The sequence below is a fragment of the Rhodoligotrophos appendicifer genome (genome assembly GCF_007474605.1).
GTDB lineage: Bacteria > Pseudomonadota > Alphaproteobacteria > Rhizobiales > Im1 > Rhodoligotrophos > Rhodoligotrophos appendicifer.
In genome coordinates, this window is sequence record NZ_VHKL01000004.1 from 278506 (window position 1) to 295315 (window position 16810).

A 16810-nucleotide genomic window follows, 5' to 3' on the forward strand; every position below is an offset into this window, starting at 1 on the left:
CATGAGTGCCTATGCGGAATTTGCCGTCACCACGAATTTCTCCTTCCTCCGCGGCGGCTCGCATCCAGAGGAATATGTCGTCCAGGCCAATCATCTTGGACTTGCCGCCATTGGCATCGCGGACCGCAACACCCTTGCCGGTGCGGTCCGCGCCTATGGCGCTGCCCAAGAGCATGGGGGGCACGTGGCCGTGGGTTGCCGGCTGGTCTTCGTCGACGGGACACCCGACATTCTCGCCTATCCCCGAGACAGAGCTGCTTATGGACGCCTATGCCGACTGCTCAGCCATGGCAATCTTCGGGAGGAGGCGGTCAAGGGGCAGTGCTGGCTCACTCTGCCCGATCTCCTGGACTGGGTCGAAGGCCTCTGCTTAATCCTCATCCCCCCTCGGCGGATTGGGAGCTCCTTCGAAACTCTTGCCCAGACGCTGACGGAGGCCGCTCCCCGCCATCTCTGGCTCGGAGCCTCCATGCTGTATCGGGGAGACGATTCCCGGCGATTGTCGCGGCTTAGAGACATCGGACACCGTCACAAGATCCCGCTGATCGCCATTGGCGATGTCATCTATCATCATCCCGACCGGCGCCCCCTGCAGGACATCGTTACCTGCATCCGGGACCATGTGACCCTGGAACAGGCCGGGCGGCGGCTTGAGGCCAATGCGGAAAGACATCTCAAATATCCCCAAGAAATGGGGCGATTGTTTCGCGCCTTCCCCGAGGCGGTGGCTGAAACGATCAGCTTTCTCTCGCGCCTCGACTTCTCGATGGATCAACTCAAATATGACTATCCCCTCGAGACCCGGGAAGGTTTCGCCACGCCACAGGACGCCCTCATCGCTTTCACATGGGAAGGTGCTGCCCGGCGCTATAGAGATGGAATTCCCGAGAGCGTCCGCCAGTCCATCGAAGATGAGCTCAGCATCATCGCCGATCTGAATTACGCGCCCTATTTCCTGACGGTCTACGACATTGTCCGCGAGGCCAAGAGACGGGAGATCCTCTGCCAAGGTCGAGGGTCGGCCGCCAATTCCGCCGTGTGCTTCTGTCTTGGAATCACGGAAGTCGACCCGGCCACCAGCAAGCTCCTGTTTGCCCGCTTCATTTCGGAAAGCCGCAACGAACCCCCGGATATCGATGTGGATTTCGAGCATGAAAGGCGGCCCGAAATTCTCGAATATGTTTACAGTAAATATGGGCGTGCGCGGGCCGGCTTGGCAGCGACCACCATCACCTATCGGACCCGCAGCGCCCTGCGGGAAGTGGGCAAGGTGTTCGGCCTTTCCGAAGACACCACCGCCGCGCTGGCAGGAACCGTGTGGGGCTGGTCTGCCGAGGGCGTGGCGGAGGAACGGGTCAGGGAGCTCGGGCTGGATCCAAGCGACTGGCGGCTGGCTCAGGTTCTCCGATTGGCCCGTGAATTGATCGGTTTTCCCCGCCATCTCTCCCAACATGTCGGGGGGATGGTCATCACCCATAGCCGCCTTGATGAACTGGTGCCGGTTACCCGCTCAGCCATGGAAGACAGGCCCATCGTCGAATGGAACAAGGACGATCTGGATACGCTGAAACTGCTCAAGGTCGACATTCTTGCCCTGGGAATGCTCACTGCCATCAAGAAATGCTTCACCCTTCTGAATGAGCATTATGGTCGCTCGTTCAGCAAGATCAGTGAGCCGGATGGGGATGATGAACGCGTCTATGCCATGCTGCAGCGCGCGGATTCGATCGGCGTCTTCCAGGTTGAGAGCCGCGCCCAGCAATCCATGCTGCCGCGGCTCAAGCCTGATAAATTCGAAGATCTGGTGATCGAGGTCGCCATTGTCCGCCCTGGTCCCATTCAGGGCGGCATGGTGCATCCCTATCTCCAACGGAAGCAGAGCGGGGAGCAGCCTGTCTATCCCTCCAAAGAGCTGGAGGAGGTCCTAAAGCCGACCTTGGGCGTGCCGCTGTTCCAGGAGCAGGCCATGCAAATCGCCATGGTCGCCGCCGATTTTACAGCCACAGAGGCCGACCAGTTGAGACGTGCCATGGCAACCTTCCGCAATGTCGGCACGATCGGACGCTTTCACGACAAGCTCGTCAACCGGATGAAGGAGAAGAATTACGACCCCGTCTTCATCGACAGTCTCTGGAAGCAGATCGAGGGATTTGGCTCCTACGGTTTTCCTCGCTCCCATGCGGAGAGTTTCGCCCTTATCGTCTATTGCTCGGCATGGATTAAATGCCACTATCCGGATGTCTTTGCCGTCGGCCTCCTGAATTCCTGGCCCATGGGCTTCTACGCTCCCGCCCAACTGATCCGGGATGCGCAAGAACACGGCATCGAAATCCGTCCCGTCGATATCCTCACCTCATCCTGGGATCATGATCTCGAAGTGTCCGAGGCGCCCATCATGCTCCACCCCCGACATGGCGACATGAAGGGTGACATCCTCTCCTCCCATGCCGTCCGGCTGGGTTTGCGCCAAGTCCATGGTCTCTCCTGGGACGAGGGTCAGAAGATCGTGGAGCTTCGCGGGGAAGGCTATGATTCCCTTCGCGATCTCTGGCTCCGGACGGGTCTCTCCCCAGCAACACTCGAAAAGCTCGCCGATGCCGATGCCTTCCGTTCCCTCGGCCTCGACCGGCGCGCAGCCCTTTGGGCCATCCGAGGCCTCAACCGGGCGGGCGATAAGGATGACTTGCCCTTATTCCGGGCTGCCAAAGGCCGTGAGATCGAACCCGACGTCAACCTTCCGCCCATGCGGCTCGGAGAGCAGGTCATTGAGGATTACCGGCATCTCAAGCTCTCTCTGAAGGCTCATCCCGTAAGCTTCGTGAGGTCAGAGCTCCATCGGCGCAAGATCACCCCCTGCGAGATGTTACCGCATCTCGCCAATGGCCGGCGAATGGCGATCGCGGGGCTGGTCCTCGTCCGTCAGCGTCCAGGCACCTCCAAGGGGGTCATCTTCATGACGATCGAAGACGAGGGGGCCTGGGCGAATGTCATTGTCTGGCCGAAAATATTCGAGGAATTCCGGCCCATGGTTCTCGGCAGCCGCCTCGTCGGCGTCACGGGGAGGCTCCAAAGCGCCAGCGGCGTCATTCACCTCATTGCCGAACGGCTCGAGGACCTGAGCCCTCTCCTCGACACCGTCGTCGCCGGCGCCGCCACTCTCGATTCCCGCATGCCGCCCGATGAATCGAAGAGGCCGGTCTACTCCCGCGAGAAACGTCCAGGACATTCCAATACCCCGGACCTCTCGCCCCCCGCTCCACGGCAGATCACAGCCAGGCAAGCGATGCCAAAGGGACGCAACTTCCACTGAAGTGGCCTCCTAAAAGACTTGTAATCAATCACTTGTGTCCAGCGGGGAATTGCATTGGCGCCTATGGCCGAGAGCTTCGTCTGGTGAGGTCAGCGGTGCCGGGCCCGATGCAAGGTGTCGTCGGGTTGATGAAACACCATGACGATGATGACCGAAGACAGGGACAGTGCTGCCAACAACCAGAAAGCGCCGTCGAAACGGCCGGTCATGGCGACGATCCGCCCCGTGAGATAGGGCGCTATCGCGCCCGCCAGGGCGAAAGCCGTGTACATCACGCCGAGAGCCGCCCCGGCACGCCTCGAGGCAATGTCGATCACAGTCGCATAGAAAGCGGTGTTCGCGGCCAAGCTGAAGCCGACAGCAACCGAAATCAGGCCAATGGTCCAGTATATGTCGCTGGCCAGGACGATCGGCAATACTGCAAGGGCCGCCACGGCTTGGGTTGAGCCGATCAACAGGGATCGAGCAATGCGAAGCCGCCCCGTCCGACGCAGCAGAAAGTCCGACAAGAGCCCGAACACCCAAAGCAGCACTGCCGCGCAGAGCCACGGCAAGATGGAGAACAACCCTACCTGATCAAGGCTTAGGCCATGCGCCGCGCGAAGGTAGGTCGGCAACCAGGTCAGGAAAAAGAAGAGGAAATAGCCGAACACGAAGAAAGCCCAGGCATTGGCGAGCAATGTTCGGTTGGTGAGGACGAAGAGCCAATCGTGGCGACCGGGAGCCAGTACGCCAACGAAGCGATGGGAAGCCCGATCTCGGCCAATATGCTCGAGCTCGGATTGGCTTACAAATGGCGACCGTTGCGGATCGTCGCGAAAAAACAACATCCACACCGGTATCCACAGGCCTATGCCGATGGCCAATGCCCAAAACATCGGCCGCCAGCCGGCAAGCGCCATGATGACGGTGAGAAGCGGTCCGCTGACTGCCAAGGCGATCGGCAAGGCAACCAGGGAATAAGCCAAAGCAGTTCCCCGCTCATGCGGCGAAAGCCAGTCTGCGATCGCCCGTGTCAGGGCGGGAAACAGAGGTCCGGCGGCCAAACCGAGAAGACCTTGCGAAAGGATCAGTGTCGTTGCCGACGTCGCGAGAGCAGCCATGGACATCGCGGCGACCATGACCAGCATGGCGATGAACATCACGAATCGAGCCCCAAAAGCGTCGACGGCCACTCCACCGAGCAAGGTCGTGATCGCATAACCCAGACCGAAGGCACCGAGTATGATCCCGACCTCGTCTTGAGCCAGATCGATTTCGAAGGAGATGGCATCAATGGCAAAGGCCATGGCGGCACGATCAATATTGGAGATGATCACCACCAGAAACAGAAGCGCTACAATCACCCAACGGAATGCTGAGCGGCTCGCTTGGCGTTTCCCGGCATTGACCATTGATGATCTTGTCCACGAATCGATCGGTACCGTCTCGCAACCGACGGGAGCCCCCGAAAATAACCATCCTCGGGGCGCATTACCATTTGTCGCCGCAGTCTGACGCCGGAAGACGGCGGCGGTGTGGACACTCAGCAACAGCCTGTCCGGCGTCAATCCTCTTCGACGAAGACTTCCTTTCGCTTCTTGCCGATCGAAGGCAGGAAGGTCAGGGCCAAGGCAGCAAGGGCGGCTGCCAGCAAGCCGGCGCTGATCGGCCGTTCAAGAAAGACCATGGGATCGCCGCGCGAGATGATCATCGCCCGGCGCATGTGCTCCTCGAGCAGCGGACCGAGAACAAATCCCAGCAGCAAAGGCGCCGGCTCGCAGCCGAGCTTGACCAAGACGTAGCCGACAATGCCGAAGACGGCGATCATGTAGATGTCGAAGACGTTCAAGTCCAAGGAATAGGCGCCAATGCAGGCGAAGGCGATGATCGCCGGAAACAGGTAATTGTAGGGAATGGTCAGCATCCGCACCCAGATGCCGATCAAGGGCAAGTTCAGCAGGACCAGCATGAGGTTGCCGATCCACATGGAGGTTATCACTCCCCAGAACAGTGCCGGTTCATCGCGGATGACGTTGGGGCCAGGTGTTATGCCTTGAACGATAAAGGCGCCAATCATCAGCGCCATGACCGGATGGGCCGGTAAGCCCAAGGTCAATAGGGGGATGAACGAGGTCTGGGCTGCAGCATTGTTAGCGGATTCGGGAGCGGCCACACCTTCGATGGCGCCTTGGCCGAATTCCTCGGGGTGCTTGGATATTCGCTTTTCGATGGCATAGGAGGCGAAGGATGACAGGATGTGTCCTCCGCCAGGCAGGATGCCGAGGATCGAGCCCAAGAGGGTTCCTCGCAGGACGGGTGCCGCCGCCCGCTTGAAATCCTCTTTCGAGAGCCAGAGGCCCGTCACCTTCTTAATACCGACCTCTCGATTATGCTCGTTTTCAAGGTTGCGCAGGATCTCCGCCACGCCGAAGACACCCACGGCAACGGAGACGAAATTGATGCCGGAATAGAGCTCGAAAAGCCCGAAGGTGAAGCGCGGCGTGCCGGTGTAGATATCCTGACCGACGAGACCCAGCAGCAGCCCGAGCACGATCATCGCCAGCGCCTTCAGCATCGAGCCATGCGCCAGCGCTATTGAGGCCACGAGGCCGAGCACGATCAGCGAGAAATATTCTGCGGGACCGAATTGCAGGGCCATCCGCGCTAGAGGGGGGGCGAATAGGGCGACCGCCAAGGTGGCGACTGTGCCCGCAAAGAAAGATCCGAGAGCCGCTACCGCAAGTGCCGCCCCGGCCCTGCCCTGCCGGGCCATCTTGTAGCCGTCGATTGCCGTGACGGCGGATGAGGATTCCCCGGGCAGATTGATCAGAATGGCCGTGGTGGATCCACCATATTGGGCGCCATAATAGATGCCAGCGAGCATGATCAGCGCGGTGACTGGAGAAAGGCTGAAGGTGATCGGCAAGAGCATGGCGACCGTCGCCGTGGGGCCAATTCCCGGGAGCACCCCCACAAGCGTGCCGAGCAACACGCCGATGAAGCAGTAGAGCAGATTTACCGGAGTTAAAGCGGTGCTGAACCCCAGTTCAAGATTGGCGAGTATTTCCATGTCTCAGCTGCTCAGAACTTCAGCCAGGGGCCAATGGCCGGCACGGTGATGCCAAGGCCATAGATGAAGATTGCGACACAAGAGACAGTCAGCACAGCGGCGATCGTGAGAGCCGTCATCACCGTCATGGCGCGACTTGCAAAGGCACTCATCAGCACGGTGACGAAAAGCGACGGCGCGAGTCCGGCTCCCTTGACCATCAGGCCAAAGACGATCGGTGCCGAGATCAGCAACGCCATGGCCCGCCAGGGCACGGCTCCTATGGCCTCGGCGCCCGCATCCAGAAAGGATTTGCCAACGATCGCCAAGCCGAGAAGCACAAGGACGCCCGCCAGGACGAGTGGGAAATATCCTGGCCCCATTCTGACGGGCGTTCCCAAATCATAGCCCAGGGAGGCGATGGCAAAGGCTGCCCCGAAGCCGATGAAGATCACACCGGCCAGAACATCACGGGCTGATTTCTGCATGCTCTGTCCTACTGCCGCCACCCGAGCCCCCGCCGGCGACGGCCTCATGTCACTGGGCGTAGACGCCGGCTTTGTCGATGATCGGCTTCCAGAGTGCGATCTGGCTGCTGAGCTGATCCTTCAAGGCCTGGGGCGTCGCCTGTTCGCTGGTGGAGGGCACCGTGCCCAGCTCCCCAAAGCGTTTGACGACGTTGGGATCCTTCAAGGCCGTCTGAAGTGACGCTGACAGCTTGTCGATGACCGGCTTCGGAGTGCCCGCAGGCGCGTAAAGGCCGTGCCAGACGCCCACCGTAAAGTCGGGAAGGCCGGCTTCAGCCGCGGTCGGCAGATCCGGCAAGGAGGCCAGTCGCTCCTTTGTGGTCACCGCATAGGCCTTGATCTCGCCGCCCTTGATCTGACCCGTCGTGTTGGTGGTTTGATCGCACATGAGATCGACCTGGCCCCCTACGAGATCCGTCAGCGCAGGTCCGGTACCCTGATATGGCACGGTGGTCAGTTCCGTCCCAATAGCCTCCATGAACAGCATGCCGCAAAGATGCGACGCGGCCCCGATCCCAGCATTGGCGTAGGTCACCTTGTCCTTGTTGGCCTTCACGTATTCGATGAGTTCCTTCAGGTTGTTGGCCGGGAAATCCTTGCGCGCCACGATCACCATGGGGACGTCAGTGACCATGCCAATCGGTTCAAAATCCGTCACCGGATTGTAGGCCAAATTGCGATAGAGGGTCGGGGCGGTCGACATGCCGATGTGATGAAGCAACAGCGTCTGGCCATCGGGCGCAGCCTTCGCCGCCTGTCCGGCGCCAAGGGTTCCGCCGGCGCCACCGACGTTCTGCACCACCACCTGCTGTCCCAGTTCCTTGCCCATCGGCTCGGCAATCAGTCGCGTCACCGTATCCGTCGGGCCGCCTGCCGAGAAGGGCACGATGACCGTCACAGGGCCGGTGGGATAGGTCTCTTGAGCTGAGGCTGTCGCCACACTCGCCGCGACAATCGATACGGCCAACCATTTTGCAAGGCTCATCAGTCTCTCCCTGTTTCCCCACCGTTTGCCAGTGCGGGCATTGCATCATTTCGGAAAAGACTGCGGTCTAACGGAGGCGAATGCAAGTCGACAAAGGTCGTGGGCGCGCAAGATCCGCGGCCAAGGCCGCCGTCTGGAAACAATTGAAACACTTTTCACCGCCTCCTGCATGAGAGTTGAAACATTGGAGGGCTAGAGAAAGCGCGCTCGCCGAGGCCGAGCCCATCGTCTCAAACATACGGACCCCATCATGTCACCCGCAACGATCGTCGCTGCATCCGCCCTTGGTCTTCTCTGCGCCGGCCATATTGGCACAGACGTTCTCGCGGGGACGACATCGGCCGTATTCTCGCCCGTCCTCGAGACCAAGACATGCCGCACAAGCAGCTGCGGCCTTCCGGAAGTGGTTCGATACACAGGCCCCCATGCACCCGGAACCCTGGTCACGGATCAGAATGGCCAGCCAGTTCTCTATGTGCTGACCACACGCAAGGCAGTCCGGTACAATTCTTCGGTTTCGAGCTGAGCATGCAGACCCAAGCAGCCACGGACGCCAAACCCGGCTTCTCCGAGCGCCAAGAGAACGATGCGGCTCGGATCATTGCTCTGGCCGCCTGGGAGGAATACCAACAGGCGGACTGCCGATATCGAACATTGGTCCGAGCCCTTTCGCCTAACCCGCAAAATCTTCTGTGGCTCGCCAGTATGTTCGAGACGGCGGCTTCGCATCTCGCAAGGCGAAATGAAAAGGGAAGCAAGTGGCTCGAAGACCGCGCAGAGTCTTGCCGGTGGCAGCTTTCGGAACACGGATTCGTCGCGTCTGAGGCTTGATTATCGTCGAATCCTGGTGCAATTGACCCGCTCGTCTCATACCATATCCGTTGCCTAGGGTCGGAGTGGTGACTGGGGATGGGCGATCGCGACATGGGCCAGGAACATATCATCGTCGTCGACGACGAGGCCGATCTGCGCGACATGCTGAGCGAGTATCTGGCCCGCCACGGTTTTGCGGTTTCCGTCGCCAGCAATGGCGAGGAGATGCGCGCCATCCTTCGGGATCGACCCGCCCATCTCGTCACCCTCGATCTGCGGATGCCAGGCGAGGACGGATTCGCGCTTGCCAAACACCTTCGCGATCAAGGTCCCATCGGTATCATCATGGTGACGGCGAGCAGTGAGAAAGTCGATCAGATCGTCGGGCTCGAGCTTGGTGCGGATGATTACATCGCCAAACCCTTCGATCCCCGCGAGCTTCTGGCCAGGGTCAGGAGCGTTCTGCGACGGGTGAATGCATCGACACGCGGTGAGACCCAACCGGCCGGGGTCATGGGCCAGGAGATCCGGATGGGTCGGTGCATGTTCAACGTCGCGACAGCCAAGCTGTTCACGGTGGATGGGCGAGAAGTGCCGCTCACCGCCATGGAGTTCGATCTCTTGAAAGTCTTCGTCGAGCGACCGAACCGGGTGCTCAGTCGCGATCAGCTGCTCGACTGTGCCCATCACCGAGACATGGACGCTTTCGACCGTTCGATCGACATCCGCATCATGCGGATCCGCCGGAAGATCGAAGAAGATCCTGGTCGCCCGCGCGTCCTGCGCACGGTCAGAGGTCTGGGTTATATGTTCGTGACCGCAGACCGCGTCCGAGATCTGGGGCTGTCGGCATGACACCGGCCATCGCCGATCATGCCAGCGTCATCGCGGATGCCGCGCGACTGTTGCGGTCGGATCGCGACTGGAGCCGGCATATCGATCAGATCTTCGCCCGTCTCGGCGAGACCTTGTCCCTCAGCAGGGTCTATCTGTTCCAGGTTCACGATATCGGTGCGAGCGGCCTTGGTCAGACCTGCCTCTTCGATTGGGCAGCGCCGGGCCTGCTTCCCCTGACGGAGGATTCCCGAAACATCGATGAGCAGATCTCCGAAAACGACGAGACCATGCTGGATTGGGCCGAACGTCGAAGGAGAGGCGAGCTCATTTCGGGCCATACGCGCGATCTGACAGGTTATCTGCGGCAGGATTTCGAGCATCAGCAGATCAAATCGTTCATGTCGTTTCCCATCTGGGCGAACGGTCATTGGTGGGGCCATATCGGCTTCGACGATTGCGAGCGGGAACGAGACTGGAGCGCTGCGGACGTTTCGGTGCTGAAGACCATCGCCTACCTGCTTGGGGATGCGATCGAACTCTCGTCGAGCAGCCTCGTCATGAGCGAAGCCACACGGGTCGCCATGATGCGCGCGGCCCTCGATGGCATCGTCATCGTCGACGAGGGCGGCTGCATCCTCGATTTCAGTCCCGCCGCGGAGGCCATCTTCGGCTTTCAACGGGCGGAGGTGCAGGGGAAGCTGCTCACGGAGACCCTGCTGCCTCCAACAGATGACGGTTCCGATCAAGGCTTGCGCGAGTATATCGGCGAAGACAGCGGTATCTTGGGGCGCAGAGTCGAGATCATGGCGAAATCAGCCGATGGCAGGCTGATCCCCATCGAATTGACCGTGACCGAAATCAAAGTCGAGAACCGTCGTCTTTTCGCTGCCTATTTGCGCGATCTCACCGAGCGGAAGCAGGCCGAAGCGGAAGTTGCGCGGCAGCGCGAGGCCCTTCATCAGAGCGAGAAGATGACCGCGCTGGGATCGCTGCTGGCGGGCGTTGCCCACGAACTCAACAATCCGCTTTCCGTCGTCGTCGGCCGTGCGATCATGCTGGAGGAGGATGCTACGGATCCGGTGCAACGCGAGCGGCTGCGCAAGTTGAGAGAAGCCGCAGAACGGTGCGCCAAGGTCTCCAAAACGTTTCTGATCATGGCGCGGCAGACTCCTGCGGCGCGCAAACTGATTTCCCTGAACGACGCCATCCAATCAGCGCTCGACCTCGTGTCCTATTCGCTGCGTTCCAGCGGGGTCGAAATTCAGCAGATTCTCGATCCCCGTCTTCCCCCGGTTCTGGCCGATTTCGATCAGATGGTGCAAGTCTTCGTCAATCTCTTCGTCAATGCCGACCAGGCCATGCAGTTGGTTGATGGTGAACGCAGGCTCACAATTGAGACCCTGGCCGATCCTCAGAACGGGCTTGCCGTCTGTCTGGTTGGCGACACCGGACCTGGAATTGCTGCTGATGTGGCCCCGCGCATCTTCGAGCCATTCTTCACTACCAAACCGGTGGGGCTCGGCACCGGACTTGGGCTCGCCGTCAGCTTTGGCATGGTCACGGCGCATGGAGGAACGCTGAGCATCGTTCCCGAGCGCGCGCGTGGTGCTCAGTTCAAGCTTGCTCTGCCGTCGCAAGCCAGGAGCGAGATCCTCAGCGAATCGGCTTCAACCTCACCTGTTTCCTCGACGCACCTGAAGATCCTGGTGGTCGATGACGAGCCCGAAGTCGCCTCGCTCCTCGAGGATATCCTGCTGCGGGAAGGACATTCGGTGGATCATGCCCTGAATGGGCGTGAGGCCATGTCGCTGCTGGCCGACAAAACCTATGATGCGTTGTTCTGCGATCTTCGCATGCCGCATATGGATGGCCATGCCTTACGCCGCTGGATCGCCGAGAACCGGCCGCATTATCTTGATCGGATGGCGTTCGTCACCGGCGATCTGCTTGGTGTCGGCAACACCGGGACGATCGATGGTTGTCCGGTGATCGAGAAGCCTTTCCACACCAAGGCCGTCTCCGCTTTCGTGCAGTCCATTTCAGTGAAGCACGCGACGCCCGGCCAACAGGCGCATTAGAGGAAGATCTTCCTCAAATATGTCTGGAGTCCCTCCCCCGCCCAGACAGCTCCCTTCCATCCGACATAGCCATCAGGGCGAATGAGATAGCTGGACGCTCCATAGGTCGCGGCAAAGGCGCCGTTGGCATCGCAGAGAAGGGGAATTCCGAAGAAGTTCGCGGGGCCGTCTCCCTTGGGTGCAATGACTGCTGCACGCAAAAGATCGCCCCGTTGCTCTGAGAGGCGGTTGGCGAAGGCTTCAATTTCTGCCTGCTGGCCCCAATCAAGGAGGCGGATCAGCAGCACGTGGCTTGGCCCCCGCAGGATGTCGAACAGCCGAAGGGGCGCTGCCACGCCAAAGCGTGTCAGTCCGCCCACATCCGGCGCCCGATCGCCCGCCGCGGGTCCACTCGATCCGGAGGTATCGTCCCTTACCCAGGCCGTGTCCCGATAGGTGACCAGCAGCTGGGTGTCCGCCAAGCGGTCCTTGTGCTCCGTCCGCCCCAGCCCCTGGCTTGCCGCCTTGGTCCGCGCCACGACGTCGGCACCAATAGGCCGGCGCTCCGCTTCGTAGCTGTCAAGAAGGTCAAGCGGCGCCTTACCGCGAACCACGAGCGCCAGTTTCCAGGCCAGATTGTAGGCGTCCTGGATACCGGTATTCATGCCCTGGCCGCCGGTCGGCGGATGGATATGGGCAGCATCCCCCGCCAGGAACAAGCAACCGCGACGATATTCTCTCGCCAGGCGCATGCTGATCCTGAAGATCGATGACCAGCGCAGATCGCTCAGTCCAGGCGCTCCAGGCAGCAGGCGATCTGCGACCGCTTGCAGGGCCTGCAGCGATGGCGGTTCGCGCTCCGACTGTATGCCGTGCTCGAGACCGCTGCTGGCATCATGAAGCCCGTCGTCCGGTGCCACCATGGAGACGCGGTAACGACCGCGCTCCGGCAAAGGAATGGCCACGAAAAGATCGGGTGCTGCGTCCTGCTTGGGATTGATGGAGAACACGGCCGTCCCAGGGGGCACGTCCCAATCAATGAAAACATCCCCCAGCATGAATTCGCTGGCGAAGGCGTCGCCGTCGAAATCTATTCCAGCAAGATGACGAACGGTACTGTGAGCCCCGTCACAGCCGATGACGAAATCGAATTCCGCGTCTTCGACAAGGCCGTCAGCATGCCTCAGTCGTACTGCGGCTCCCATTCCCTTGTCAGTTATGGAGTCCAGCCCTACGCCCCGTTCCGACACGATCCCAAAGAGCTTCAGATGCCGGGTCAGCACGCGTTCGGTTTCATATTGCGGCAGACCCAGCTCGGCATAGGGTTGGTCGCCCAAGTCCCGATGCTGGTCGGGCATGCGCTTGCCGTCGATGATCGTCCGCAGACCAGTCAGCCAGAGGCCGGCATCGATGGCATCAAGCACCATTCCCATGTCGTCCCACACCTCTAGGGTCCTGGGGGTGATGCCGATCGCGCGGCAATAGGGCAACGGACTCAGGGCCTTGTCGATGATTCGGGCATCGACGCCATGCCGCGCCAGCTCGGCTGCCATGGTCAGCCCGACGGGTCCTGCCCCAACCACCAGTATCTTCGCCGTCAAGTACTGCCTCCAGACCTGCGCCCGCGCATGAATCCACCCTCACCCAGGATCAGCACACCGAAAGTTGCGATACCTCGAAAGGCCAATTGATGCGGCGTCTTCTTCTCGTCTAAGCTAGTTTTGTACTTGTCCAGGGATGGTGGCAATCTCACCAAGCAAAAGCCTAAGAGACAAGACAAGAGGAAAATCCGGGATGGGTGAGCCGGTTATGTTGCGGAAAATAACAATCGTGGTCCCGCTACGCGCCGTCCACCCTTTCGTAATCATACGAGGGAAGGGTCATGACGAAGCACGAGGATCTACACGATTGCCCTGAAGCCGCCGACACCAAAACTGCAAGCCGTCGGAATTTCATCGTTGGTGCCGGCGCGGCCACGGCCGCCGCTGCAACCCTTGCCGCTCCCGCGGTCGTCCGCGCGCAGGCACCGGTCAGGTTGCGTTTTCAGTCCACCTAGCCGAACCGCGACATCTTTCACGAATTTGCAGGCGATTACGTCAAGCGCGTGAATGCCATGTCGGGCGGCCGGGTCGAGATCCAGCTGCTCGAGGCCGGCTCCGTCGTTCCGGCCTTTCAGATGCTGGATGCTGTCAATTCCGGAATTCTGGATGGCGGCCACGGCGTGGCGGCCTATTGGTACGGCAAGAACAAAGCCTTTTCGCTCTTCGGCACGGCACCGGCTTTCGGCTGGAACGCCAATCAGATGCTGGGATGGATCAATTACGGCGGCGGACAACAGCTCTATAACGAACTCGTCAACGACATCCTCAAGCTTCAGGTCGTTGGCTTTCTCACCGGCCCCATGCCCTCCCAACCCTTGGGTTGGTTCAAAAAAGAAATCGTCACGGCGGATGATCTCAAGAACATCAAATACCGTACGGTGGGACTTGCCGCCGATCTGTTCACGCAGCTCGGCACCGCCGTCACCATCCTCCCCGGCGGCGAAATCGTTCCGGCGATCGATCGCGGCCTGATCGATGGCGCCGAGTTCAACAACCCCTCCTCTGACTTGGTGCTCGGCTTCGCCGACGTCTCAAAGATCTATATGGTCGGAAGTTATCATCAGGCGCTCGAATGCTTCGAAGTGCTGTTCAACAAGGCCAAGTTCGACGGCTTGCCCGAGGAAGCCAAGGCGATCCTCAAATATGCGGCAGAAGCCGCTTCCGCCGACATGTCCTGGAAGGCGCAGGACCGGTATGAAAAGGACCTACAGACGCTGCGGTCGAAAGGCGTGAAGGTTATAAGGGCGCCGGAAGCCGTGCTGCAGGCACAACTCGCCGCCTGGGACGTCGTGATCGAAAACGGTTCCAAAGATCCGTTCTTCAAGAAGGTCGTCGACAGCCAGAAGGAGTGGGCAAAGCGCGTCATCACCTTCTCGCTTGATTACGAAGCGCCGGTCAAGCTGGCTTATGACCATTTCTTCGGCACAGCCTGAGTTCTTCCCCGCGTCCCAGCAGAGGTGAGGGGTCGTCCCCCGCCTCTGCCTTCCTTCCTCTCCGCGGCGGAGCCAACCATGAACAGTTTCGTCCAGATCATCGACAGGCTGAACACGTCGCTCGGCAAGCTCTTCGGCTGGGCGATCGTCTTTCTCACGCTGGTGATTTCCTACGAGGTCTTCTCGCGTTATCTGCTCGGGCGCCCGACCAGTTGGGCCTTCGATGCGAGCTATATGCTCTATGGCCTCCTTTTCATGATGGCCGGCCCGTATACGCTTGCCCGAAATGGCCATGTGAGAGGCGACTTCCTGTATCGGACCTGGCGACCTCGCCGGCAGGCCGCAACGGATCTGGTCCTTTATTTCCTGTTTTTCTTTCCCGGCATATGCGCGCTCATCTATGCGGGGAGCTCGTATTTCTGGCTGTCCTTCCAGCTCAATGAAACCAGCTCATTCTCGCCGTTCGGACTGATCTTGTGGCCGTTCAAAGCCGTCATTCCCATTGTCGGGGTGATGATGGCCCTGCAGGGCCTCGCGGAGGTCATTCGGTGCATGACCTGCCTCAAAACCGGCGAATGGCCGCCCAGGCTGCATGACGTCCAGGAAACTGAAGCCCTCGCCATCGAGGGGATGTCCGGCCAGCAAGACGAAGTGGACGAGGCCACCCGATGATTTCCGATCCCGCCATGGGCGTCACCATGCTGGCGCTGTTCATCTTCGTGCTGATGCTCGGATTTCCCATCGCCTTCACCTTGATGGCTCTCGGCGTGGGCTTTGGCTACTACGCCATGGGATCCAACATCTTCAGCCTGTTCGTCCAACGCACGTTCAGCGTCATGTCCAGCGATGTGCTCATTGCGGTCCCGTTGTTCCTGTTCATGGGATATATGGTCGAGCGCGCCAATATCCTCGACCGGCTGTTCAAGTCGATCCAGCTCGCGGCCGGGGGGGTTCCGGGCGCCCTGGCAATCGCCACGCTGATTACCTGCGCGCTCTTCGCCACCGCCACAGGCATCGTCGGGGCCGTCGTGACGCTGATGGGGCTGCTGGCCTTTCCCGCCATGCTGCGAGCGGGATATGATGTAAGGCTGTCCTCGGGGGTGATCTGCGCAGGCGGCTGTCTCGGAATCCTCATTCCGCCCAGCGTCATGCTGATCCTTTACGGTGCCACGGCAGGCGTCTCGGTCGTCCAGCTCTATGCGGCCGCATTCTTTCCGGGTCTGATGCTGGCGGGCCTCTACATCGTCTATGTGGTCGTCCGGGTGATGATCACCCCATCGCTGGCGCCAAAGCTCCCCAAGGAGGAACAGGCGCAATCCTATGGTGTGGTGCTCTGGGCGCTGCTGACATCATTCGTGCCGCTGGCCGCCTTGATCGTCGGGGTGCTTGGGGCCATCATTTTCGGACTCGCCACACCGTCCGAAGCGGCCGCGATCGGCGCGCTGGGAGCAGTTCTTCTCTCCATCCTCTATCGGCAGTTCAGCTTTCAGAAGCTTCAGGAATCCGTCTATCTCACGGCCCGTGCAGCAGCGATGGTGTGCTGGCTTTTCGTCGGGTCCTTCGTGTTCTCATCGGTCTTCGCCTATCTGGGCGGACAGGCCGTCGTCGAGAACTTCATCATCGGACTTGATCTGTCTCCCATCCAGTTCCTTTTGCTGACCCAGGCCATCATCTTCGTGCTGGGCTGGCCGCTGGAGTGGACTGAGATCATCGTCATCTTCCTCCCCATCTTCCTGCCCATGCTGGACCATTTCGGAATCGATCCCATCTTCTTCGGGGTCCTCGTCGCCCTCAACATCCAGACGTCGTTCCTGTCGCCTCCGGTCGCCATGGCTCCGTTCTACCTGAAGGGCGTCGCGCCCAAATGGGTCAGCATCAACGATATCTTCAAAGGCGTGATGCCCTTCTTGTTCATCGTGATCTTCTCCATGGTCCTTTTCTACACCTTCCCGCAGATCGGATTGTGGCTGCCAAGCGTCATCTATAATTGAGGACGAAAATTTCCCCTTGATTGTGACGATCGAATTCTCCATATCGATTTTGCCCAGAGTCGCACGTGCCTGTGGGCGCCCGCCGGCCTTCCGACATTCGTCAGGGAGTCACCGGTTAGGTACACGGTTCTTCGGAACCGGACATGGATCCTCGGGTCCGTGGGGCGCCTTGAAGCAACGACGGTGCGGGCTTTTTTGGTCTCGGTCTGACTGTCCATAGGTCAG

11 protein-coding genes and 1 pseudogene are annotated in these 16810 nt (G+C 60.2%); 7 read left to right on the forward strand and 5 right to left on the reverse strand.

Features of this window, described 5'->3' with window-relative positions:
• Position 1: 1 nt before the first annotated feature.
• On the forward strand, positions 2-3310 hold the full coding sequence (locus tag FKM97_RS10770; protein ID WP_144292425.1) for an error-prone DNA polymerase: 3309 nt from the start codon (positions 2-4) through the stop codon (positions 3308-3310).
• Between the two features lie 89 nt (positions 3311-3399).
• On the opposite strand, the gene FKM97_RS10775 is transcribed toward FKM97_RS10770, so the two are convergent.
• From FKM97_RS10775 to FKM97_RS10790, 4 genes are all read right to left on the reverse strand, one after another.
• Positions 3400-4656: an MFS transporter gene (locus FKM97_RS10775; protein ID WP_205014891.1), complete on the reverse strand. Its 1257-nt coding sequence runs from the start codon at positions 4654-4656 to the stop codon at positions 3400-3402.
• A gap of 200 nt (positions 4657-4856) precedes the next feature.
• Positions 4857-6362 carry a tripartite tricarboxylate transporter permease gene (locus tag FKM97_RS10780; protein WP_144292427.1) on the reverse strand — a complete coding sequence of 502 codons (1506 nt, stop codon included), beginning with the start codon at positions 6360-6362 and terminating at the stop codon, positions 4857-4859.
• An 11-nt stretch (positions 6363-6373) separates the two neighbouring features.
• Positions 6374-6829, reverse strand: coding sequence for a tripartite tricarboxylate transporter TctB family protein (locus tag FKM97_RS10785; protein WP_144292428.1), 456 nt, complete (start codon positions 6827-6829; stop codon positions 6374-6376).
• 49 nt (positions 6830-6878) lie between these two features.
• The gene (locus FKM97_RS10790; RefSeq protein ID WP_144292429.1) at positions 6879-7853 is read right to left on the reverse strand and encodes a tripartite tricarboxylate transporter substrate binding protein BugD; all 975 of its coding nucleotides are present in this window, start codon (positions 7851-7853) and stop codon (positions 6879-6881) included.
• A 250-nt stretch (positions 7854-8103) separates the two neighbouring features.
• On the opposite strand from FKM97_RS10790, the gene FKM97_RS10795 reads away from it, so the two are divergent.
• The 3 genes from FKM97_RS10795 to FKM97_RS10805 all read left to right on the forward strand — a co-directional run bounded on the left by FKM97_RS10795 (position 8104) and on the right by FKM97_RS10805 (position 11581).
• Positions 8104-8379 carry a hypothetical protein gene (locus tag FKM97_RS10795; RefSeq protein ID WP_144292430.1) on the forward strand — a complete coding sequence of 92 codons (276 nt, stop codon included), beginning with the start codon at positions 8104-8106 and terminating at the stop codon, positions 8377-8379.
• A gap of 383 nt (positions 8380-8762) precedes the next feature.
• On the forward strand, positions 8763-9521 hold the full coding sequence (locus tag FKM97_RS10800; protein ID WP_246105031.1) for a response regulator: 759 nt from the start codon (positions 8763-8765) through the stop codon (positions 9519-9521).
• Positions 9518-11581 carry a hybrid sensor histidine kinase/response regulator gene (locus tag FKM97_RS10805; RefSeq protein WP_144292431.1) on the forward strand — a complete coding sequence of 688 codons (2064 nt, stop codon included), beginning with the start codon at positions 9518-9520 and terminating at the stop codon, positions 11579-11581. The genes FKM97_RS10800 and FKM97_RS10805 overlap by 4 nt, the downstream gene beginning before the upstream one ends.
• Here the strand turns inward: FKM97_RS10805 and FKM97_RS10810 are convergent.
• Positions 11578-13161, reverse strand: a complete 1584-nt coding sequence (locus FKM97_RS10810; protein WP_246105032.1) for an FAD-dependent monooxygenase — start codon at positions 13159-13161, stop codon at positions 11578-11580. The two genes, FKM97_RS10805 and FKM97_RS10810, sit on opposite strands and share 4 nt — an antisense overlap.
• Before the next feature lie 281 nt (positions 13162-13442).
• Between FKM97_RS10810 and FKM97_RS10815 the strand changes: the two are divergent.
• From FKM97_RS10815 to FKM97_RS10825, 3 genes and pseudogenes are all read left to right on the forward strand, one after another.
• Positions 13443-14594 (forward strand): annotated as a pseudogene (locus tag FKM97_RS10815) (TRAP transporter substrate-binding protein).
• A 78-nt stretch (positions 14595-14672) separates the two neighbouring features.
• Positions 14673-15266, forward strand: coding sequence for a TRAP transporter small permease subunit (locus tag FKM97_RS10820; RefSeq protein WP_144292432.1), 594 nt, complete (start codon positions 14673-14675; stop codon positions 15264-15266).
• Complete coding sequence (locus FKM97_RS10825; protein WP_144292433.1) at positions 15263-16585, forward strand: TRAP transporter large permease; 1323 nt, start codon at positions 15263-15265, stop codon at positions 16583-16585. The genes FKM97_RS10820 and FKM97_RS10825 overlap by 4 nt, the downstream gene beginning before the upstream one ends.
• Positions 16586-16810 lie beyond the last annotated feature (225 nt).